Origin of the sequence: uncultured Brachybacterium sp. (assembly GCF_947500705.1) — a bacterium.
GTDB lineage: Bacteria > Actinomycetota > Actinomycetes > Actinomycetales > Dermabacteraceae > Brachybacterium.
The window spans coordinates 209108-229430 of the sequence record NZ_CANMSY010000002.1; the positions used below are offsets into that span (position 1 = coordinate 209108).

Genomic DNA, 20323 nt, shown 5'->3' on the forward strand with positions numbered 1-20323 from the left:
TCTCCATGGAGAGATCTTCTCCCGGTGAGCAGGTGCCCCGCATCCTGCGCAGGGTGGAGATCTCCCTCCACCTTTGGTCGTAGATCGGCTCCGCTCGTCGGGAACCGGTCAGCTCCGCAGCGGTGGAACGGAGTCCTCCGCGTCGTCTCCCGCCGCCCCCAGCTGCATGTCCTCGCCCTCATCGGAAGTCGCTGCTGCGCCATCCCGTCGGGCGTCCTGGATCGCAAGCTGGGCGAACAGCCCGCCGCGCGCGACCAGCTCCTCATAGGTGCCGCGTTCGGAGACGCGGCCATGCTGCATCACGATGATCTGGTCGGCGTGGCGGATGGTCGAGAGTCGATGGGCGATCGAGACGGTGGTGCGGCCGCGGGCGGCCGCGTCGAGCGCACCGGACATCGCGCGCTCGGTGGCGACGTCCAGGGCGGAGGTCGCCTCATCGAGCAGCAGCACGGGCGGATCACGCAGGATCGTGCGGGCGAGCGCCAGGCGCTGCTTCTCCCCGCCGGAGAACCGGTATCCGCGCTCCCCCACCACGGTGTCGTACCCCTGCGGCAGGGACTCGATGTGGTCGTGGATCTGCGCGATCCGGCAGGCCTGCCGGAGCTCCTCAGCGCTCGCCTCCGGCCGGGCGAAGCGCAGGTTGTCGGCGATCGAGGCGTGCAGCAGATAGGTCTCCTGGGTGACCACGCCGATGCTCGCCGCGAGCGAGTCCATGGTGATCTCCCGCAGGTCATGCCCGTCCAGGGTGATCCGGCCGGAGCTGGGCTCGTAGAGCCTCGCCATCAGGTAGCCGGTGCTGGTCTTGCCCGATCCGGTGGCTCCCACCAGGGCGGTGTGCTTCCCGGCCGGGACCACCAGGTCGATGCCGTGCAGCGCCGGCCCGTCCGCGCCCGGGTAGGTGAAGGTGACGTCCTCGAAGCGGATCTCGCCGCGCAGGGTCGCCGGATCCAGGGCCAGGGCGTCCGGTGCGTCGGTGATGAGGATCGGGGCATCGAGGTACTCGAACACCCTGGAGAACAGTGCCAGCGAGCTGTTGACCTGGCTCGCGACCCGCAGCAGTCCGTTGATCTGGGGGAACAGGCCGGACTGCAGGGCGATGAAGGCGACCAGGGTGCCGATGGTGACGCCCTGTCCCTCGGGGTCGCCGAACAGCAGGTGCCCGCCGAGCAGGTAGGTCAGGGCAGGGAACAGCGCCATCAGGGTGGTGAACACGGCCATCTGCCAGCGCCCTGCCATCTCGGAGCGGACCTCGAGGTCGGCGAGCTCCCGCGAGTCAGTGGCGAAGGCACTGCTCAGCGCCCGGGTGCGGCCCATGGTGACGCCCAGCAGGATCCCGGAGACGGACAGCGACTCCTGGATCCCGGCGGAGAGGTCAGCCGCCTTCTCCTGCCGGGTCTTCACGATCTCCCGGCGGCGTCGGCCCACCCGGCGATTCATCCACACTGCGAAGGGAAGCGCGATGAGCGAGAACAGCGTCAGTCGCCAGTCCAGGGCGAACATCGCCACCAGTGCCATCGCCACCCCCGCACCGGAGGAGACGATCTGGGTCATCACGGAGGTGACCACGGCCTGCATGGAGCCGATGTCGGAGAAGATCCTCGACTGGATCTCACCGGTGCGGGTGCGGGTGAAGAACCCCAGACCCATCCGCTGCAGGTGGGAGAACACCGAGACCCGCAGGTCGTGCATCACGGACTGGCCCACTCGGGTGGAGAGCATCGACTGGGTGACCCCGAGCGCGCTCGCGATCACCGTCACCGCGATCAGCCCGCCGACCGACCATGCCAGCACGTCCGCGCGCTGCTCGGGCAGGGCGACATCGACGATCTCGCGGATCAGGAACGGGGAGACCACCCCGACCGCGGCGCCGATCACGATCAGGGTCAGCACCCCGGCGAGAGTTCCGCGATAGGGGCGGAACAGGGACAGCACCCGCCGCAGATCGGGGCGCTGGCCGGGGGCGAGCTTGAGATCGTCGCGCATCCGACCGCCCCCGCCACCCATGCCCCCTCCCGCCATTCCTCCGCCGGGGACACCCATCCCGCCGTGGACCATCAGACCCCCTGATGGCGGGCGAGGCGGTGGGCGGCAGCCTGGGCGAGGGGACGGACCGTCACCAGATCGAGGTTCACATGATGAGGGGCATTGAGCGCATAGGTGATGACATCCGCGCAGTCCTCCGCCGTCAGCGGCTGCTCGACCCCGTCGTAGACGGCGTCGGCCGCGCCCTGGTCGCCGAGGCGCACCAGGGAGAACTCCTCGGTGCGGACCATCCCGGGGGCGATCTCGATGACGCGGATCTTCTCCCCGTTCAGCTCGAGGCGCAGGGCGCGGGCGAGCATGTGCTCCCCGGCCTTGGCGGCGTTGTAGCCGGAACCGCCGGGATAGGCCTCCTGGCCTGCCACCGAGGTGACGAACAGCAGGTCTCCCCGGCCGCTCTCCCGCAGCGCCGGCAGCAGGGCGCGGGTGACCCGCACCGGGCCGAGCACATTGATGTCGTACATGCGCTGCCACTTCTCGAGGTCCGCCTCGGCCGCGGTCTCGACGCCGAGAGCGCCGCCGGCCACATGCACGACGGCGTTCAGGGAACCGCCGAACAGCTCGGCGACCCTTTCGACCAGGCCCTGGACGGAGTCCTCGGAGGTGATGTCGACGGCGAGCACCTCGCAGCCGGTCTCCTCGGCGAGCTCGCGCAGCCGGTCCTCGCGGCGGGCGACGGCCAGCACCTGCCAGCCCTCGGCCACCAGGCGCACGGCGGTGGCGCGGCCGATGCCGGAGGAGGCGCCCGTGACGACGGCGGTCAGGCGGACAGAGTCATCGGCGGCAGCATTCGTGGAGGTCGTCGTGGTCATGGCCCCAGCGTACGCGGCGGCGCCGACGGCGAGAGCGCGCCCGGGCGCGGCAGCTACCAGCCGATCTCGAGGCAGCCGTGGTGATCGGTCGGCTCGGTCTGGACGGTCGCGTGGGCGATGCCGTGCGTGGTGCTGAGCAGCTCCTGGGCGGCGTCGAGGACCGGGTGCGGATCCGCTCCCGGCGCGGTCACCAGATGGACGGTGGCGACCTCCATCCCGGAGGTGAGGGTCCACAGGTGCAGATCGTGGACGTCGGCGACCCCGTCGAGGGCCCGCAGATCGTCCTCCACCTGCCGGGGATCGATGCCGGCGGGCGCGGCCTGGCCGAGCACGGTGAGCACCTCGCGGGCCAGCATCACGGCGCGCACCGCGATGAACGCCCCGACGGCGAGCGCGACGATCGTGTCGATGACACTCGCGCCGGTCAGGCGGATCAGCGCCGCCGCGACGATCACCCCGACCGAGCCGAGGGTGTCGGCGAGAACCTCGAGATAGGCACCCTTGACGTTGAGGCTCTCCTCGGCCCCGCCGCGCAGCATCACCAGCACCACCAGGTTCACCACCAGGCCGAGCCCGCCGACGACCAGCATCGGCGTAGTGTCGACGTGGACCGCGGTGCCGAGCCGGCCGATCCCGCTGATCGTCACGAGGGCGGCGACGACCAGCATGATCAGCACCGCGAGCAGGGCGGCGAAAGTCTCGAGGCGATAGTTCCCGAAGGTGCGGCGGCCATCACGGGAGGGGCGCGCGGCGAGCACCGTCGCGGCGAGCGCTGCGGAGAGGGTGACCACGTCCGCGGCCATGTGCCCGGCGTCCGAGAGCAGCGCGAGCGAGCCCGAGAGCAGGCCGGCCACCAGCTCGACGAGGAAGAACCCGCCGATCAGCACCACCGCGACCAGCAGTCGCCAGCGGTGCGTTGCCCCGGCGTGGCCGGAGGCGCCGACCCCGTGGGAGTGGCTCATGAGACTGCTCCCCCGGACGGCTCGTGGGGCGAACCCGCACGCTTCTGCGGCGCATCGATCGAGACCCGTTCGGGATGCTGCAGCTCGCTGTGCCCGGTGTGGGTCAGTGCCACCTCGAGCAGCATCCGCACATGCGGGTCGTCCAAGCGATAGAAGGCGCGCCGCCCCTCCCGGCGCACGCGGACGATGCGGTGGGCGCGCAGCAGCTGGAGCGCATGCGACACCGCGGAATCCGACTGCCCGGTGAGGGTCGACAGCTCCCCCACGCTCACCTCGCCCTCGCGCAGCGCGAAGAGCAGGCGCAGGCGGCTGGGGTCCCCCAGCAGGGAGAAGACGTCGGCGAGGTCAGCGATCTCGGCGGCCCGCACCGCAACATCTGAACGTTTGCTCATATGTGCATTACGGCAGATGCTTCGCTCGCGCGCGGCCGACGAACCGAAGCGGGCCCGCCTGCACCCCACAAGGTGCTGACGGGCCCGCTCTCACGACAGCTCAGACGCCGTGCACCTGCGGGTGGTGCTGTGCGGCCAGGTCGCCGCTGACCCGTCCCCGGGAGAACCGGGCCACGAGGGCCGCGATCGCACCGTCACCGGTGACGTTCGTGGCGGTGCCGAAGGAGTCGATCGCGATGTACGCGGCGATCATGAGGCCCACCGCCGCCTCGCCGAAGCCCAGCACGGAGGCGAGCACACCGGCGGCGGCCATGATCGCACCGCCCGGGACGCCCGGCGCCGCGATCATCACCACGCCCAGCATGAACACGAAGCCCACCAGGGCGCCGATGTTCAGCGGCATGCCGGTGACGATCATGATCGCCACGGCGAAGGTGGTGATCTTCAGGGTCGAACCGGACAGGTGGATCGTGGCGCACAAAGGCACCACGAAATCGGCGATCGCGTCGGGGATCCCGTTGCGCTTGGTGCACTCGGTGGTCACCGGGATGGTCGCGGCCGAGGAGCTGGTGCCGAGCGCCGTCATATATGCCGGGAGCATGGTCCACAGCATCTTCAGGGGGTTGCGACCCATGGCCCAGCCGGCGACGGCGTACTGGGCGAGCAGCACCACCACCGTCATCCCGAGGACCAGCAGGATCACGGTGAGGAAGGTGCCGATCACGGTCCAGATCTGGCCGTTCATGGTCAGCCCAAGGAACATGCCGAAGATGTACAGCGGCAGCAGCGGGATGATGATCGCCTCGATGATCCGCACGATGATCGTGCGCAGCTGCACGAAGGACTCCTGCAGCGCGCCCTTCTTCACCAGCGTGAGCCCGATGCCGAGGCAGAACGAGAGGACCAGCGCGGTCATCACGTCGAACACCGGCGGGATCTCGATCTCGAAGAACGCCGCGATCGCGGAATCCTCCGGGTTCTCGAGGGAGTCGATGCGCGCCCCACCCAGCATGCGCGGCAGCAGGAGCAGGGAGAGCGCCAGCGCGAACAGCCCGCACACGATGGTGGAGAGATAGGCGATCCCGGCGGTCGCGGCGAGCATCTTCCCCGCGCCATGGCCGAGCTCGGCGATCGCCGGGGTCACCAGGCCCACGATGATCAGCGGGATCAGGAAGCCGAGGAAGCCGGAGAAGACCCCGTTGAAGGTGGTGAACACCCGGGCGATCGCTTCGGGCATCACCAGGCCCAGCACGATCCCCAGCAGTATCGCGATGAGGATGCGGGGCAGCAGTCCGAATCGGGACCGGCGGGGTGCCGCAGCGGCTGCCGACGAGGAGTCGGAAGAGGCGGAGGGGTCGACGGCGGTGTCGGTGGGGGTGTTCATGGGGCCGGCTCTCGCAGGTATCGGGTGGGGACCGGGACAGCGTAGACGCGGCGGAGAGCGGAACCGAGTCGCGCCGAGCCGGGTTCGCGCTCCTGCGGGTGAGCCCGAGGACGCACCACCAGGTGGCGCGAATGCGGGCTGCTGCTTGTGGCACCCCCCACAGATCGCTAAAATCGCGCGAGTGCCCACGTACTGGACGATCGCGGCCGCGGCCTTCCGCCAGTACTCGACCTATCGTCTGGCCACAGTCGCGGGGGTCTTCACGAACTCCGTCTTCGGCCTGATCCGTGCCTCGATACTGTTCGCCGCGATCACGACCGCCGGCGGCGAGCTCAGCGGGTACACGATCGCCCAGGCCGCGACCTATGTCTGGCTCGGGCAGGCCCTGCTGGCCCCCATCGAAGCCTTCGGCACCCGGGAGGTCTCCCAGCGGGTCCATCAGGGGGACGTGGCGATCGATCTGCTGCGCCCCACCTCCTTCCTGGGCCTCTACTACGCGCAGAAGCTGGGGCGTGCCGCCTTCCTGCTGCTGGGCCGCGGGGTGCCGCCGCTGCTGATCGGCGCGCTGCTCACGGGGCTCGCCCTGCCGGAGGACCCGCTGTCCTACCTGCTCGGTGCCCTCTCCCTGCTGCTGGCGATCACCGTCGCCTTCCTCACGGACATGCTGGTGAATCTCACCGCCTTCTGGCTGCTGGAGACCCGCGGCCTGACCGTGGTCTACACCGCGGTGATGAATCTGCTCTCCGGCTTCCTGATCCCGATCGTCTGGTTCCCGGACTGGCTGCTGTCCATCGCCCGAGCCACCCCCTTCCCCTCGATGATCCAGACCCCGATCGACACCCTCTCCGGCCGAGTGCCGCCGCTGGAGGCGCTGCCGCTGCTGGGGACGCAGCTGGGCTGGACCGCGGTGCTCACCGCCGCGGCGCTGCTGATGCTGCATGCCGGGGTGCGGAGTGTGGAGGTGCAGGGTGGCTGAGCAGGACCGTTCCTCTCCCGTCGCACGTCCCGAACCGGCTGACCGACCCGTCTCCACGGCCCGGATGGTCCGCACCCTCTATGGTTCCCGGATCCGCTCGCAGGCGACCTTCCGCACCAGCTTCCTCGCCGACCTGCTCGGCCAGCTGCTCGTGGTGAGCACAGAATTCCTCGAGCTGTGGGTGATCCTCACCCAGGTCAGCACGCTGGGAGGGATGACCCTCACCCAGGTCGCGGTGGTCTACGGGCTCGGCGCCCTCGCCTTCGGGATCGGGGACATCCTCTTCGGGGAGATCGACGGGCTCTCCACTCAGATCAAGTCCGGAAAACTCGAGACCCTGCTGATCCGGCCCGTGCCGGTGCTCCTGCAGATCTCGAGCCTGGACCTCTCGCTGCGCCGCATCGGACGCATCGTGGTGGGCCTGGCCATGTACGTCACCGCGCTCGTGCTGGCGGGATTCCAGCCGACCGCGGCCACTCTCCTGCTCGCCGTGCTCGCCCCGCTCGCCGGCGCACTGCTGTTCGGCGCCCTGTTCACGGTGGCCGGCGCCCTGCAGTTCTGGCTGGTCGACGGCCGTGAGTTCGCCAACGCCTTCACCTACGGCGGCAACTACGTCGCCACCACCCCCGGCGCCGTGTTCGCACTGCCCCTGCGCGCCTTCTTCACCTTCGTCATCCCGGCGACGCTGATCGCCTACGCCCCCACCCTCACGCTGCTGGAGCTGCCCGGCCCGGCGCTGATCCCGGCCTGGGCCGGCTGGCTGGGACTGCCGGCCGCGATCGTGGCCTGGCTGCTCGCCGGCCTGCTCTGGCGCGCGGGGATCCGCAGATACACAGGAGCCGGTGGATGAACCTTCCCGAACAGTCCAGCACGCACAGCGCGCGCCTTGCCGTGGAGCTCGTCCGGCTGCGCCGCGACTACGTCGTCCGCTCTCCCGTCGCCGGTTCCCGCCGCCGTCGCCGACAGGTGGTGCGCGCGGTCGACGACGTCACCCTGCGCATCGACCGCGGGGAGACGGTGGGCTTCGTGGGTGCCAACGGTGCCGGCAAGTCCACCACCATCAAGATGATGACCGGGATCCTGCAGCCCACCTCCGGCGCCGTCCGGGTGCTGGGCCGGGACCCGGTGCCCGAGCGCCGTCATCTGGCCCGCGAGATCGGGGTGGTCTTCGGCCAGCGCTCCCAGCTGTGGTGGGACCTGCCCCTGCGGGACAGCTACCGGATCCTGGGCGCGATGCACCGTCTCACCGACCGTGCCCGCGAGCAGCGCCTGGAGCGGTTGGCGGCCGGGCTGGACCTCGGAGGGTTCCTGGACCGGCCGGTGCGTCAGCTCTCGCTCGGACAGCGGATGCGCGGGGAGGTGGCGGCGGCGCTGCTGCACTCCCCCGAACTGGTGGTGCTCGATGAGCCGACGATCGGGCTGGACATGGTCTCCAAGGAGGGGCTGCGCCGCTTCCTGCGGGAGGATCGCGCCGAGCGCGGCACCACGCTGTTCCTCACCACCCACGACATGGGGGACGTGGAGCGGCTGTGCAATCGGATCGTGGTGGTGAACTCCGGAACCGTCGCCTACGACGGAGCGCTGGACTCCTTCCGCGAGCGCCTCGGCGCACCCCGTGAGCTGGTCGTCGACCTCGAGGAGCCGCTCGACGTGCTCACCCTCCCGACCGCCGCGCACACCCTCGCGGTGGAGGCCGGGGGGATCCGGCACCGGATCGCGTTCTCGGGCGCCGAGCTGACGGTCCCGACCCTGCTCACGGCGATCGGCTCCCAGGCAGCGGTGCGGGACCTGTCGCTGAGCGAACCGGCGATCGAGGACCTGGTGCGGCAGATCTACTCCCGGGGCGGGAGGCTCTGACCCTTTCCCCGCTCTCCTGCTTCCTTCCTTCCTGCGTCCTCCCTTCCGCGCCGGCCACCGACCCAGGACACGCCTGGCATCACCACCTGCGGCGATGCACATCACCGGAGGAGCAGAATAGGACTCCACTCCACCCGGCTCGACCCCTTCGAGCCCACTCGTGCCCACCTCGGAGAAGGAGGACCATGGCCCGCTCGTACGCCACCGTCGGACAGATGCTCACCTACGCCGTGGACCGCTCCGCGCTCTCCCCCGATCTGGAGCACCCCGCGGAGCGGCATGTGCGGGTCGAGGTGATCCTGCGGCACATGCTCGAGTTCGTGCTGATGTCGCCGCGCAGCCGGGACGCATTCCTCCGCACGATCGCTCGCACCGAGCACACCACCGGCTCGATCGCCGCCGCCCCACGGCTGCGGAGGACCTCCGCCGATCTGCTCGCCGAGCTGCTGCCCACCACGGGAGAGGCCGACGACGGCGCTCGACTGGGCATCGCCCTGCGGGTCGGCGGCCCCTTCTCCACCACGAATCTGCAGGAGATGCGCGCCGCGCTCGGCTCCTCGCCCCATCACCTGCTGGTCGCGATCGCCCGACACACCGACCGCGCCGAGCTCGACGGCGAGGTGCCCAGCGGGGTCGTCGCCACCAGCTGGGCCCGAGTGGGCCGGCGGATGTCGAAGGCTGATCCCGGCCACGCCCACCTGTGGGAGACCCTCGGCGAGGTGGGTGAGAACGCCGGCCGGCCCGTCGTTCAGTTCCCCGTCGATGCCAGGAAGCTCCTGACGAAAGCCTCCACCGCCCGTGAGCTCCGCGCCCATCTGGACGTGCTCCACCTGGCCAGCCGCACCCTGCTCGGCACGAGCCCGCACTTCTCGACCCGTCGAGGCCAGACCGACGCCCACCTGCAGGCGGGCGTGGGACGGCAGCGCACGGGCCTCGAGTTCGGGGAGGTCGAGCAGGGCACCCCGGTGCACTTCCTGCGCACGGGCGAGGACCCCGTCCCGCTGGGCATCGGCCGGCTCGAGAGGGACGAGGACCGCGAGGTCGCCACGGAGCGCCTGGCGACGTTCTCCCGTCGCACCGCCTGGCGCACGGAGGCAGGCAGCATCCCCGCGCCCGGTGAGCTGATCGGCGCGCCCGCCTCCCCCGAGGTGGAAGGAGCGCGGCTGCTGCTGTGGGCGCTGCTGAACCCCATGCTGCTGCGTGACCGCGGCTTCGAGCCGGCACCCGCCAGGCGCCAGCCGGCGCTGACCGCGACCACGATGGGGCTGCGTCTGCTGCAGCGCGGGGACGAGACGGGCACCGAGTACCGCCTCTGGGTGGGCGGAGACCGCGACTGGAAGACCCTCATCCCTCGCGTCACGCGCGAGGAGACCGCACGACGCCCGGCCGAGACCTACGCGATCGCCCCGCGCAAGAGCCAGTCCACCGCAGACTTCGTCTGGGAGGTCCACCGCGCTCTGCGCTCGCTGACGATCTGAGGGACCCGTCGTTCTGAGGGGTCAGCCGTCGGAGTCCGGGTGCTCGGTCTCTTCGGGCTCGAAGGTGTCCTTCTCACCGAGGGTGCCGCCGATTCCGTCCTCGTTGAGCTCCTCGAGGTCGCTGCCCTCGACGTCCGGCCGCTGATCGTCGGCGCTGCTGCTGGTGGTCTCGCTCATGGCTGATCCTCACTCCGGGGCGCCGAGATCACGGCGCGGGATCCCATTGTGACCCCCACGTGCCCGCCACCGCCAGGGCCGGGATCGACCGATGGGTCAGCCCGGCCCGGGCGAGGTGCGCCGCGAGCTGCCGCTCCGCCCCACTTCACGGCGCGCGATCGGACCGCGTCACCGCCTCCGGGATGCGGGACAATGGCGGGCATGGATGAGCGCAGCGACAGCACGGTGAAGACCAGTACGGTGATGAACGGTCAGTACAAGGTGCGCGGCGGCAAGCTGGTCTCCGTGGACGTCACGGTCGCGGGCGGCCGGATCGCCTCCGCCCACGTCTTCGGGGACTTCTTCCTCGAGCCGGACGATGCCCTCGAGGATCTGAACGCCGCGCTGGAGGGGATGCCCACCGAGGCGACCGCCGCGGAGCTCGGCGCGGCGCTGACCGCCCGGATCGAGGCCCGCCCGGATCCGGTGTCGATGATCGGCTTCTCCGTCGAGGCGGTCGCGATCGCGGTGCGCCGGGCCCTCGGTCACGCGACCAGCTGGGACGACCTCACCTTCGACGTGATCGGCCCGCAGGTGCTGCCGCCCGTCATGCATGTGGCGCTGGATGAGGTGCTGCCGAACGAGGTGATCGCCGGGCGTCGCAACCCTCACTTCCGGATCTGGGACTGGGACTCCCCGCTGGTGGTGATCGGCTCGTACCAGTCGCTGCGCAACGAGATCGATGCCGAAGGCGCGGCGAAGCACGGCATCGGCGTGGTGCGCCGCATCACCGGCGGCGGCGCGATGTTCATGGAGCAGGGCAACTGCATCACCTACTCGCTGGTGGTCCCCACCTCCCTGGTGGAGGGGCTGAGCTTCGAGCAGGCCTACGCCTATCTCGACGACTGGGTGATGGGGTCGCTGGCCGAGATCGGGGTGAAGGCCCACTACGTGCCGCTGAACGACATCGCCTCGGAGCAGGGCAAGATCGGTGGTGCCGCTCAGCGCCGCTTCGCGGGTGGGGTGCTGCTGCACCACGTGACCATGAGCTACGACATCGACGCCGACAAGATGGGCGAGGTGCTGCGGATCGGCCGCGAGAAGCTCTCCGACAAGGGCACCAGGAGCGCCAACAAGCGCGTGGACCCGATGCGCTCGCAGACGGGCCTGGCCCGTGAGCAGATCATCGGCGGGTTCCTGGACTTCTTCCGCGCCCGCTACGACACCGTCGACTCCGACTACACCGAGGACGAGCTCGCCAAGGCCCGCGCGCTGGTGGAGACGAAGTTCGGCACCGAGGAGTGGACCGCGCGCGTGCCGTGACCGCTCGATCCGTGCGGTGAGGCTCAGCCGCGCGGCGTGCTGAGCCCGCGCGCCGCGTGGTCCCCGCGGTACACCCCGGTGCGCAGCTCGATCGTGTAGGCCTCCGTCTCAGGCATGCCGAGTGCACGGGTCGCCGCGATCTCGGCTTCGACGTCATAGGGCACCCGGACGAACTGGATCCCGAACGGGGCGTCCTTCCCGCCGACCGAGTCGCCCTCGAGGATCGCGTACGAGGGGGTCGGGTCGTCGAGCTGGTTGCCGACGCTGCCGACGTTCACCAGCGCCCCCTCCTTCCCGGAGCGCAGGAAGGGGTCATGGATGTCGCCGTAGACGACGACATCCGCGGGGCCGCCGTCCCCGGTGAACGGCGTGGGCGTGAACATCATCGCGAACTGTTCCGCGCTGTGCTCGCGGTGCACCCGGGTGAACTCATCGACCGGCGAGGCGTGCAGTACGCGCACCCGCCGGCCGGACAGCTCGAGATCCAGGCTGCCGGGCAGGGAGAACAGCCACCGCCGGTCCTCCGCGGACAGCTCGGCCCGCCACCAGGCCTGGCCCTCGCTGCGCAGCTCGCTGTCCCCGGCGACGAACACCTCCCAGTTGCCGCGCACCGTCGCCTCGCAGCGCTGCCGGGTCAGGGCTGTGCAGGCCGCTCCGCGCGGCCCCTTGCCCACCAGGTCACCGAGGTTGATCACGCGGGTGATGCCGCGCGCGGAGATGTCGGAGAGCACGGCCTCATAGGCGGTGAGGTTGCCGTGCACGTCGGAGATCAGGGCGATGCGCTCGAAGGACATCCCTCCACGGTACGGCGCACCCCCGCTCCGTCCAGCCCCGTACGCGAGGGCGCTCACACTGTCGCCGCCTGCGTTGCAGCCGAGCACAGACCTGGAACAATGGCCCCATGACCGATACTGCATCGCGCCCCGACCCCGGCTCCTCCATCCCCGATCGCCCCTCGCTCGAGGGCCTCGAGGACAAGTGGGACGGCGTATGGAGCGAGCAGCAGCTCTACGCCTTCGACCCCGACACCACGCGCGACCAGGTTTTCAGCGTCGACACCCCGCCGCCCACGGCCTCGGGCTCGTTGCACGTGGGCCATGTGTTCGGATACTCGCAGGCGGACATGATCGTGCGCTACCAGCGCATGCGCGGCAAGAACGTGTTCTACCCGCTGGGCTGGGACGACAACGGCCTCCCCACCGAGCGCCGGGCCCAGAACTACTTCGGCGTGCGCTGCGACCCCTCGCTGCCCTATGTGGAGGACTACACGCCCCCGCAGGAGGGCGGGGACAACAAGTCCTCCAAGCCCGGGAACCAGGTGCCGGTCTCGCGCCGCAACTTCATCGAACTGTGCGAGCGCCTCACCGCGATCGACGAGAAGTCCTTCGAGGAGGTCTTCCGCACCCTCGGCCTCTCGGTCGACTGGAACCACAGCTACCAGACCATCAACGCGCACTCGCGGGCCACCTCGCAGCGCGCCTTCCTCGAGAACCTCGAGGCCGGTCAGGCATACCAGTCCGAGGCCCCCACCATGTGGGACGTCACCTACCGTACTGCGGTGGCGCAGGCCGAGCAGGAGGACCGCGACCGCGAGGGCGCCTACCACCGCCTCGGCTTCAACCGCACGGACGGCACCGGCGAGAGAGTCGTCATCGCGACCACCCGTCCTGAGCTGCTGCCCGCCTGCGTGGCCCTCGTGGCCCACCCGGACGATGAGCGCTACCAGGGCCTCTTCGGCTCCACCGTCACCTCTCCCCTGTTCGGCGTCGAGGTGCCCGTGCTGGCGCACCCCCTGGCACAGCCCGACAAGGGCGCCGGCATCGCGATGATCTGCACCTTCGGAGACTCGAACGACGTCACCTGGTGGCGCGAGCTCGAGCTTCCCACCCGCTCCGTGGTGGGCCGTGACGGCCGCTTCCTGAGCGAGGCGCCGTGGATCACCACGCCCGAGGGCCAGGCGAACTACGCCGAGCTGGCGGGGCTGACCGTGTTCAGCGCGCAGAAGCGCGTGGTGGAGATGGCGACCGAGTCCGGTGACCTCACCGGCGAGATCGAGAAGATCTCCCACCCGGTGAAGTTCTACGAGAACGGCGACAAGCCGCTGGAGTACGTCACCTCCCGCCAGTGGTATCTCACCAACGGCGGCCGGGATCAGTCCGAGGGCGGCCTGCGTGACGATCTCATCGCCCGCGGCAAGGAGCTCACCTGGCACCCCGCGTACATGGAGTCCCGCTACCGCAACTGGGTCGAGGGCCTGGCCGGTGACTGGCTGATCTCCCGCCAGCGCTTCTTCGGCGTGCCCTTCCCCATCTGGTACGCGGTGAGCGCCGACGGCGAGACGGACTACGACACCGTGCTCACCCCGCCGGTCGAGTCCCTGCCGATCGATCCCACGATCGACGTGCCCGCCGGCTTCGAGGAGTCCCAGCGCGGCGTGCCCGGCGGCTTCATCGCCGACCCCGACATCCTCGACACCTGGGGCACCTCCTCGCTGACCCCTCAGCTCGCGGGCGGCTGGAACTCGGACCCTGAGCTCTTCGCCAAGGTGTACCCGATGGATCTGCGGCCCCAGGGCCACGACATCATCCGCACCTGGCTGTTCTCCACGATCGTGCGCTCCCACCTGCAGCAGGACTCGCTGCCGTGGAAGCACGCCTCGATCAACGGCTGGATCCTGGACCCGGATCGCAAGAAGATGTCCAAGTCGAAGGGCAATGTGGTCACCCCCATCGGCCTGCTCGAGCAGCACGGCTCCGACGGTGTGCGCTACTGGGCCGGCCGCGCCCGCCAGGGAGTGGACACCGCCTTCGACGAGGGCCAGATGAAGATCGGCCGACGCCTCGCGATCAAGATCCTCAACGCCAGCAAGTTCGCCCTCGGCTTCGGCGATGCCCCCGCCGATCCCGCCGGTCGCCTGGCAGCGGACCCGGCGATGGTCACCGATCCGCTGGACCGGGCCCTGCTCGCGCAGCTGGCGGACGTCATCGAGCAGGCCACGGCCGCGAATGACGAGATGGACTACGCCCGCGCCCTCGAGCTCATCGAGCCGTTCTTCTGGGCGTTCTGCGATGACTACATCGAGCTGGTCAAGGAGCGCGCCCACGGAAACTCTCCCGCCGGCGAGGCCGGTGCGGCGTCGGCTCGCGCCGCGCTCGCGATCACGCTCGAGGTGCTGCTGCGGCTGTTCGCCCCGGTGGTCGTGTTCGCGACCGAGGAGGTCTGGTCGTGGTGGCGCGGCGGCAGCGTCCACACCCAGGCCTGGCCCGAGGCCGCTCCGCTGCGGGAGGCGGCAGCTGGTCAGGAGGCGGCGCTCGTGGACACGGTCGCCCAGGCCGCGATCACGCTGCGGCGCATCAAGTCGGACGCGAAGGTCTCCCAGAAGACCCCGATCCTGTCCGTCACCGTCGTGGCCCCGCAAGCGGCGCTCGCCCACCTCGAAGCCGCCGCCGGTGACCTCACTGCGCTGGGCCGCATCGAGCAGCTCGAGCTGCTCGCCGGCGACGTCGAAGGGATCCTCACGCGCGACGTCGAGCTCGGCGAGCCACCGGTCAAGCAGCCCCGGAACCAGGGCTGAGTCCGGCGCACCACCGCAGGGGCGTCACCGCCGCCCGGGCAGGAACGAGCACTGGGTGGTCGTCTCCGGGCTGCACGAGCCCGGAGACGCGGTGCTGCCGCGGCTGAGGGACGGCTCCGTGGTGCCGACCGCGCCGCAGCAGAGGACGCAGCGCTGAGCCGACGAGGTCAGCACGGCCAGAGATCCGCGAACAGCACTCAGAAGGGCCACTTGTCCGCCACCCAGTGCCCGGCATCCCGAGCTGCGCCGGAGGCATCGCCGAGCGCGTCATCGATGTCGTAGTCACCGGGGGTGAAGGAGTCGACGATGGCGTTGGGGTGGATCGCGAGCGAGAGGTTGCCGGTGCCTCCTCCGTAGACGGCGAACTCGCCACCGAGGCCGAAGGAGATCTCGTCGGCCGAGAAGGAGCCGCCGGTCGACGCGCCGGCGCCGAAACCTGCCTGACCGCCCGCAGACCCCTCGCTGGAGAACCAGCCTCCGGGGCTGGTCCGCTCGAACGTCGCAGCGCCCTCAGCACCGGCGAAGGCCTCGGCTCCCGCACCCCACTCGGCGCCGTTGATCTGTCCGTCCTCATTGCGGGTCAGGTTCGCGTAGGCGTTGGCCTCGGCGTGGGCCCCCGCGTAGCCCTCGACTCCGATCTCGTAGCTAGAGCCCATCGGCCCGTGGACGGTGTTCGAGAGGTCTCCGTAGACCCCAGTTCCTGCGCGGGCACCGGCGCTCGCCCCGTCGGGGCCGAAGCTGGCACCTCCCTCGGCGTAGGCCTCGGCGCCGAGACGTCCCTCCGCGGAGATCAGGGGCTGGCCGTCAGTGCCGTGGACCGTCTCGTCGAAGCCGATCTCGGCACCGGCCCGTGCACCTGCACTCGCGGTGTGGTTGCCGTACTGGTCCTGGGTGACGTGAGCGCCCGCGCTCGCGCGGGTCTCGGCGTAGCCGTCGAAGTAGCCTCGCTCGTTGTCGATCTCTCTGCCTTCCCAGTGGGAGCCTCCTGCCTCCGACTGGCCGATAGGACGCCCGTCGGCGGCCACCTGACCTTCGCCGAAGTCCTCCCCGGACCCGTACATCTGGTGATCGCCCTCGGCGTCCCCGCCGGTGAACCAGTCGTCCAGGCCATCGGCCAGGCCACGGATGACGTCCGGAGTCAGGGGGAGGCCGATGAGTGGTCCGCCGATCAGGGGCGGCTGGACAGGGAGGTCACCGATCAGGTCGCGATGGCCGCCTCCGCCGCCGTCTCCTGCCGAAGCCTGGTCCTGCTCCTCGGCGTGCTGGTCGAGCTGATCGCCCTTGCCACGCAGGGTCTCCGCCTGGGTGTGGAGTCCGGGCTTGAGCGTCCCGTTCCACTCAGCACGGAAGGCGTCTGCGTCGGTGCCGACCCAGGCCGCCGCGTCGATCACTGCGGAGACCCGCTCTGTCAGCTCGATCAGGGCCTCCGCGCCCTGGCGGGTCGCCGTCCCGTGCTGTCGCAGCTGATCCGTGTCAGCGCCGTAGAAGCCCGTCATGCCACCCCGTCCTCACTTTTCCTCCCCGAACACCCCGAGGCTACCCAGTGGCCTTCACCCTGCCCATGGGGACAACTCCCCATGACGCGGCGCCCTCTGGCTCTGAGGGCTGGGCCAGTAGTGTGGTGGGGTCCGTGCCCTCTCATGTCGGAGACCCCTTGTGAGCATCACCATCCGCAGCGTCGCCGCCACGGTGAACTACGCCGTCGGACCCTTCGTCATCCTGATAGGGATCGCGGCCGGCATCGCGGCGGTCGTCCTGACGTGGGTCCTGGAGAGTGAAGGATTCCTCCTGCTGTTCTTCCCGTCGCTGCTGGCGGTCGGAGCGGGTGCGTTCATCCTCTGGGCCGTGCATCGCTCCGGGCTGAGGATCGATGAGCAGGGCTTCAGCTGGTGCGGGGCGTTCAAGGCTGCGCAGTCGCTGCGCTGGGAGCAGGTCCACCAGCTGCTGCCTCCCCCACCGGGCAGCCCTCGGACCGTCGTGATCGCCCAGCTGCGCGATGGCCGGCAGGTCGAGGTCAGGGCGGTCTGGGAATCGCCGACCTCTCCCTCCTCGTTGCTGAGCGCAGCAGATCACAGCACGGCCCAGAACGCTCTGCTGAGCGCCCATCAGGAATGGCTCACCGCGCGGCGCTGAGGCGCATCGAGCCCAACGCCTGGTGCGCTGCACGGCCCAGAGCAGCGCTCTGAGCACAGCTCAGCGCACGACCTCGCGGTGGCCGGGATCCGGGCGGCGAGTCCAGCCGCGGCCGTCGAGGTGCTCGAGCAGCGGGATCGCGACCCGACGGGTGGTCGCGAGCGCCCGCCGCGCCTCGCTGGTGGTGAAGGGCTGCGGCAGCGCGGCGAGTTCGCGCATCGCGAGCGCGGGCGCCGAGGGCAGCAGGATCACCTCGTCCGGCAGGCGCAGCAGCCGTCCCTGCGCAGCAGCGGCAGCGAGCTCTCTCGGCCCGAGCCCCAGCGCGGCGAGATCATCGGCCTCCGGCGCGGCGAAGGGTGAGCGAGCGAGCCGCTCCTCGAGCGCGCGGACCCCTGCCTCGGCGGCGCCGAGATCCCGGCCCGACTCCGCATCGCGCACCCGACCCTCGTGCTGGCTGAGTCCGGCAGCGGCCACGACCATGTCGAGCAGCGCCTCATCGGGCACCGCGAGCGCATCGATCGCGGCCTTGCGCGGCAGACCGGCGGTGAGGGGATCGGCGCGACGATGCTGCGCGACGCTCCGGCCCAGCTGTTCCGTCCAGCCCGTCAGCGCCTCCGCATCCACCAGCCAGCCCCCATGGCGGTGCACCGTCTCGGGCAGCGGGGCCGGAATCGCGATGCCGCAGCGGAGGAGGAAGGACTCACGCACCGCGCCGCGGCGCCGCACCTCGACGGTCAGGTCGCCGCCCGGCGGCATGCGCTCGAGCACGGCGCGTCGGCGTGCCCCGTCACCACGCCGCTCGAGGGACGGCGGGTCGAGGTCGAGCACCTGCACGCCGTTGCGCACCGAGTGGCTGCCGCTGCTGCGCAGCACGAGCCGGTCCCCGAGCTGCAGCGGCAGCGGGCGGTCCAGGGTGAGGCGCGCGTGGTCGGGCCCCAGCGGGCGCACGCGCACCCCGACGGCGGCGGTGCCGACGTGGGCGACCAGCTGCTGCGGTGCCTGCTCGAGGGATGCGCCGGTGCTGCGGCGCACATCCAGAAGGTGCGGGAGCTCCCAGGCATCCGGGGTGAGCAGCACGTCGCCGCGGCCGATCTCCTCGGTGCTCACCCCGCGCAGGTTCACGGCTGCACGACTGACCGGGCCGAGCTGCGGGATCTGACCGCCGCGGCTCTGCAGGCCACGCACCACCACCTCGCCGCTGCGATCCGCCCCGCACAGCGCAAGGCGGTCCTCGCGGCGCAGGGTGCCGGCGGCGAGGGTTCCGGTGACGACGGTGCCGGCTCCGGAGATGCTGAAGGAACGGTCCACCCAGAGCCGCACGCGCTGCACGGCGGAGGGTTCACGGGCGCCGGCGACCGCGGCGTCCAGCAGCGTGCGCAGCTCTTCGAGTCCCTGCCCGGTCACTGCCGAGACGCCGATGGCGGGTGCGCCGGCGAGGCCCGTTCCGGCGAGTTCGCTGCGGGCCTCGGTGATGACGTGCGCGACGCGGTCGGGGGCGAGGTCCGTGCGGGTGATGACGATCAGGCCCTGGTCGATGCCGAGCGCCGCGATCGCGTCCCGGTGGTCGCCGGACTGCGCCTGCCAGCCGTCATCCGCCGCGACCACGAAGCACACGATCGGGGCGGGGCCGAGGCCGGCGAGCATGTTGCCGAGGAAGCGCTCGTGGCCGGGGACGTCGACGAAGGACACCTCACGACCCGAGGGCAGGGCGGTCCAGGCGAAGCCCAGGTCGATGGTCAGCCCTCGTCGCTCCTCCTCGGCCAGGCGATCCGGCTCGATCCCGGTCAGGGCTCGGATCAGGGTGGATTTGCCGTGGTCGACGTGACCGGCGGTCGCGATGACCTGCATCATCGAGGTGTCTGCGCCAGGACTGCGCGGGCCGTGGTCACGGCCCGGACGAGTCGTTCATCCTCGGAGACGGGCACACAGCGCAGATCCAGCAGACAATCGCCATCCCGCACGGTGGCGACCACCGCCGGATCACCGATGCGCAGCGGGGCAGCGAGCTCGGGCTCGAGAGCGAGCGCCCAGCCGGGCAGCGGCACCTCGGCCCCTCCTCCGCCGCCGACCCGGCCCTCGTGCGCGAGAACCCTCCCGCCGAGCAGCCCGGCGAGACGCTCGGTGCGCGCGCGCTGAGCGTCCGGATCCTGGCGCAGCACTGCAAGGACCGGCGGCACCGGTCCGGTCAGGGTCGCCTCGAGCGCGGCGAGGGTGAGCTTGTCCGCGCGCACGGCGCGAGCCAGGGGGTGGCGGGCGAGACGCGCGATGACGGGGGCCCGGCCCAGCAGGATCCCGGCCTGCGGGCCGCCGAGCAGCTTGTCGCCGCTGGCGATCACCAGCTCCGCGCCCTCGCGCAGAGCGGTGGCGGCATCCGGCTCTCCGGGCAGGTGCGGCTCGGGAGCCAGCAGCCCGCTGCCGAGGTCCGCGATCAGCGGGATCCCGGCCTCGCGGCAGGGACCGGCGAGCTCGCTCAGGCCCACTTCGGAGGTGAAGCCGATGACGCGGTAGTTGCTGGTGTGGATGCGCAGCACGCAGCCGGTCGCCGCACCGAGCGCGCCCGTGTAGTCGGCGAGGTGGGTGCGGTTGGTGGTGCCGACCTCGCGCAGGCTCGCACCGGTGGAGGTGATGAGATCGGGGAGGCGGAAACCGGCGCCGATCTCGATCAGCTCCCCACGGCTGAGCACCACCTCCCCGGTGCCGGCCAGCGCCGTGAGGGCCAGCAGCAGGGCGGCCGCCCCGTTGTTGACGACCAGCGCATCCTCGGCCTCGGGGCAGGCGGCGAGCAGCGCCGCTCGGGCTCCGGCCCCACGCCGGGAGCGGGCACCGGTGACGAGATCGAACTCGACGTCGGTGTACCCGGCGGCGTCCTGGAGCGCCGTGCGCGCGGCGTCCGAGAGCGGCGCCCGGCCGAGGTTGGTGTGGACGATGACCCCGGTCGCGTTCAGGACCGGGCGCGACGACGTCGCGCGACGGTCTCCGAGCGCGGAAAGGACCTCGCCCTGCACCTGCTCCGGGGTGATCTCCCCCGTGCGGGCACGGTCCTGGGTCGCATGCACGATGCCGATCACCACGCGCTCGCTCAGCGTCTGCGCCGCCCCGGCGATGTCAGGATGCGCCAGCAGGTGGTCGGTGCGCGGGATCCGACGGCGCGGGTCCGAGCTCTCCTCACCGGGCTGCGGGGGCATCGGCACGGGATCTCCTGGGGCTGGCTCGGTGATGTCGTCCACAGGACGACG

17 protein-coding genes are annotated in these 20323 nt (G+C 70.9%); 7 read left to right on the forward strand and 10 right to left on the reverse strand.

The annotated features are described in order from the left end of the window. Positions 1 to 108 precede the first annotated feature (108 nt). From Q0937_RS04070 to Q0937_RS04090, 5 genes are all read right to left on the reverse strand, one after another. Positions 109 to 1983 (reverse strand): ABC transporter ATP-binding protein, encoded by a 1875-nt coding sequence (locus Q0937_RS04070; RefSeq protein ID WP_299300012.1) that lies wholly within the window; start codon positions 1981 to 1983, stop codon positions 109 to 111. Between the two features lie 71 nt (positions 1984 to 2054). After that, the gene (locus Q0937_RS04075) at positions 2055 to 2852 is read right to left on the reverse strand and encodes an SDR family oxidoreductase (RefSeq protein WP_299300014.1); all 798 of its coding nucleotides are present in this window, start codon (positions 2850 to 2852) and stop codon (positions 2055 to 2057) included. A 53-nt stretch (positions 2853 to 2905) separates the two neighbouring features. Further along, complete coding sequence (locus tag Q0937_RS04080; RefSeq protein ID WP_299300016.1) at positions 2906 to 3814, reverse strand: cation diffusion facilitator family transporter; 909 nt, start codon at positions 3812 to 3814, stop codon at positions 2906 to 2908. Then, the gene (locus Q0937_RS04085) at positions 3811 to 4206 is read right to left on the reverse strand and encodes a helix-turn-helix transcriptional regulator (protein ID WP_299300018.1); all 396 of its coding nucleotides are present in this window, start codon (positions 4204 to 4206) and stop codon (positions 3811 to 3813) included. The genes Q0937_RS04080 and Q0937_RS04085 overlap by 4 nt, the downstream gene beginning before the upstream one ends. Before the next feature lie 100 nt (positions 4207 to 4306). Continuing rightward, complete coding sequence (locus Q0937_RS04090; RefSeq protein ID WP_299300020.1) at positions 4307 to 5590, reverse strand: dicarboxylate/amino acid:cation symporter; 1284 nt, start codon at positions 5588 to 5590, stop codon at positions 4307 to 4309. 181 nt (positions 5591 to 5771) lie between these two features. Here Q0937_RS04090 and Q0937_RS04095 point away from each other — a divergent pair, with 181 nt between their 5' ends. From Q0937_RS04095 to Q0937_RS04110, 4 genes are all read left to right on the forward strand, one after another. Continuing rightward, a complete protein-coding gene (locus Q0937_RS04095; protein ID WP_299300023.1) occupies positions 5772 to 6566 on the forward strand; it encodes an ABC-2 family transporter protein in 795 nt (264 codons plus the stop codon). Positions 6567 to 6630: 64 nt separating this feature from the next. Then, complete coding sequence (locus Q0937_RS04100) at positions 6631 to 7416, forward strand: ABC-2 family transporter protein (RefSeq protein WP_363323205.1); 786 nt, start codon at positions 6631 to 6633, stop codon at positions 7414 to 7416. Then, the gene (locus tag Q0937_RS04105) at positions 7413 to 8423 is read left to right on the forward strand and encodes an ATP-binding cassette domain-containing protein (RefSeq protein ID WP_299300027.1); all 1011 of its coding nucleotides are present in this window, start codon (positions 7413 to 7415) and stop codon (positions 8421 to 8423) included. Before Q0937_RS04100 ends, Q0937_RS04105 begins: the two co-directional genes overlap by 4 nt. A 185-nt stretch (positions 8424 to 8608) precedes the next feature. Then, entirely contained in the window at positions 8609 to 9901 is a 1293-nt protein-coding gene (locus Q0937_RS04110; protein ID WP_299300029.1) for a hypothetical protein, read from the forward strand. A gap of 21 nt (positions 9902 to 9922) precedes the next feature. On the opposite strand, the gene Q0937_RS04115 is transcribed toward Q0937_RS04110, so the two are convergent. Further along, positions 9923 to 10078 carry a hypothetical protein gene (locus tag Q0937_RS04115; protein WP_299300031.1) on the reverse strand — a complete coding sequence of 52 codons (156 nt, stop codon included), beginning with the start codon at positions 10076 to 10078 and terminating at the stop codon, positions 9923 to 9925. A 243-nt stretch (positions 10079 to 10321) separates the two neighbouring features. On the opposite strand from Q0937_RS04115, the gene Q0937_RS04120 reads away from it, so the two are divergent. Continuing rightward, the gene (locus Q0937_RS04120) at positions 10322 to 11380 is read left to right on the forward strand and encodes a lipoyl protein ligase domain-containing protein (protein ID WP_299300940.1); all 1059 of its coding nucleotides are present in this window, start codon (positions 10322 to 10324) and stop codon (positions 11378 to 11380) included. A 23-nt stretch (positions 11381 to 11403) separates the two neighbouring features. On the opposite strand, the gene Q0937_RS04125 is transcribed toward Q0937_RS04120, so the two are convergent. Further along, positions 11404 to 12174: a metallophosphoesterase gene (locus Q0937_RS04125; RefSeq protein ID WP_299300033.1), complete on the reverse strand. Its 771-nt coding sequence runs from the start codon at positions 12172 to 12174 to the stop codon at positions 11404 to 11406. A 107-nt stretch (positions 12175 to 12281) separates the two neighbouring features. On the opposite strand from Q0937_RS04125, the gene valS reads away from it, so the two are divergent. Next, entirely contained in the window at positions 12282 to 14954 is a 2673-nt protein-coding gene (valS, locus tag Q0937_RS04130; protein ID WP_299300035.1) for a valine--tRNA ligase, read from the forward strand. 197 nt (positions 14955 to 15151) lie between these two features. Here valS and Q0937_RS04135 read toward each other — a convergent pair whose 3' ends face one another. Beyond that, on the reverse strand, positions 15152 to 16450 hold the full coding sequence (locus Q0937_RS04135) for a WXG100 family type VII secretion target (protein WP_299300037.1): 1299 nt from the start codon (positions 16448 to 16450) through the stop codon (positions 15152 to 15154). A gap of 160 nt (positions 16451 to 16610) precedes the next feature. Between Q0937_RS04135 and Q0937_RS04140 the strand changes: the two genes are divergently transcribed. After that, positions 16611 to 17087, forward strand: a complete 477-nt coding sequence (locus tag Q0937_RS04140; RefSeq protein ID WP_299300039.1) for a hypothetical protein — start codon at positions 16611 to 16613, stop codon at positions 17085 to 17087. Positions 17088 to 17147: 60 nt separating this feature from the next. On the opposite strand, the gene selB is transcribed toward Q0937_RS04140, so the two are convergent. Next, positions 17148 to 18935, reverse strand: coding sequence for a selenocysteine-specific translation elongation factor (gene selB / locus Q0937_RS04145; protein ID WP_299300943.1), 1788 nt, complete (start codon positions 18933 to 18935; stop codon positions 17148 to 17150). Continuing rightward, the gene (gene selA / locus Q0937_RS04150; RefSeq protein ID WP_299300946.1) at positions 18935 to 20272 is read right to left on the reverse strand and encodes an L-seryl-tRNA(Sec) selenium transferase; all 1338 of its coding nucleotides are present in this window, start codon (positions 20270 to 20272) and stop codon (positions 18935 to 18937) included. Before selA ends, selB begins: the two co-directional genes overlap by 1 nt. Between the last annotated feature and the right edge of the window lie 51 nt (positions 20273 to 20323).

Bases quoted from the DNA above. Each gene is read 5' to 3' on its own strand.
- Q0937_RS04070 (WP_299300012.1), bottom strand. From the start codon at position 1,983: ATGCGCGACGATCTCAAGCTCGCCCCCGGCCAGCGCCCCGATCTGCGG.
- Q0937_RS04075 (WP_299300014.1), bottom strand. From the start codon at position 2,852: ATGACCACGACGACCTCCACGAATGCTGCCGCCGATGACTCTGTCCGC.
- Q0937_RS04080 (WP_299300016.1), bottom strand. From the start codon at position 3,814: ATGAGCCACTCCCACGGGGTCGGCGCCTCCGGCCACGCCGGGGCAACG.
- Q0937_RS04085 (WP_299300018.1), bottom strand. From the start codon at position 4,206: ATGAGCAAACGTTCAGATGTTGCGGTGCGGGCCGCCGAGATCGCTGAC.
- Q0937_RS04090 (WP_299300020.1), bottom strand. From the start codon at position 5,590: ATGAACACCCCCACCGACACCGCCGTCGACCCCTCCGCCTCTTCCGAC.
- Q0937_RS04100 (WP_363323205.1), top strand. From the start codon at position 6,631: ATGGTCCGCACCCTCTATGGTTCCCGGATCCGCTCGCAGGCGACCTTC.
- Q0937_RS04105 (WP_299300027.1), top strand. From the start codon at position 7,413: ATGAACCTTCCCGAACAGTCCAGCACGCACAGCGCGCGCCTTGCCGTG.
- Q0937_RS04110 (WP_299300029.1), top strand. From the start codon at position 8,609: ATGGCCCGCTCGTACGCCACCGTCGGACAGATGCTCACCTACGCCGTG.
- Q0937_RS04115 (WP_299300031.1), bottom strand. From the start codon at position 10,078: ATGAGCGAGACCACCAGCAGCAGCGCCGACGATCAGCGGCCGGACGTC.
- Q0937_RS04120 (WP_299300940.1), top strand. From the start codon at position 10,322: ATGAACGGTCAGTACAAGGTGCGCGGCGGCAAGCTGGTCTCCGTGGAC.
- Q0937_RS04125 (WP_299300033.1), bottom strand. From the start codon at position 12,174: ATGTCCTTCGAGCGCATCGCCCTGATCTCCGACGTGCACGGCAACCTC.
- valS (WP_299300035.1), top strand. From the start codon at position 12,282: ATGACCGATACTGCATCGCGCCCCGACCCCGGCTCCTCCATCCCCGAT.
- Q0937_RS04135 (WP_299300037.1), bottom strand. From the start codon at position 16,450: ATGACGGGCTTCTACGGCGCTGACACGGATCAGCTGCGACAGCACGGG.
- selB (WP_299300943.1), bottom strand. From the start codon at position 18,935: ATGCAGGTCATCGCGACCGCCGGTCACGTCGACCACGGCAAATCCACC.
- selA (WP_299300946.1), bottom strand. From the start codon at position 20,272: ATGCCCCCGCAGCCCGGTGAGGAGAGCTCGGACCCGCGCCGTCGGATC.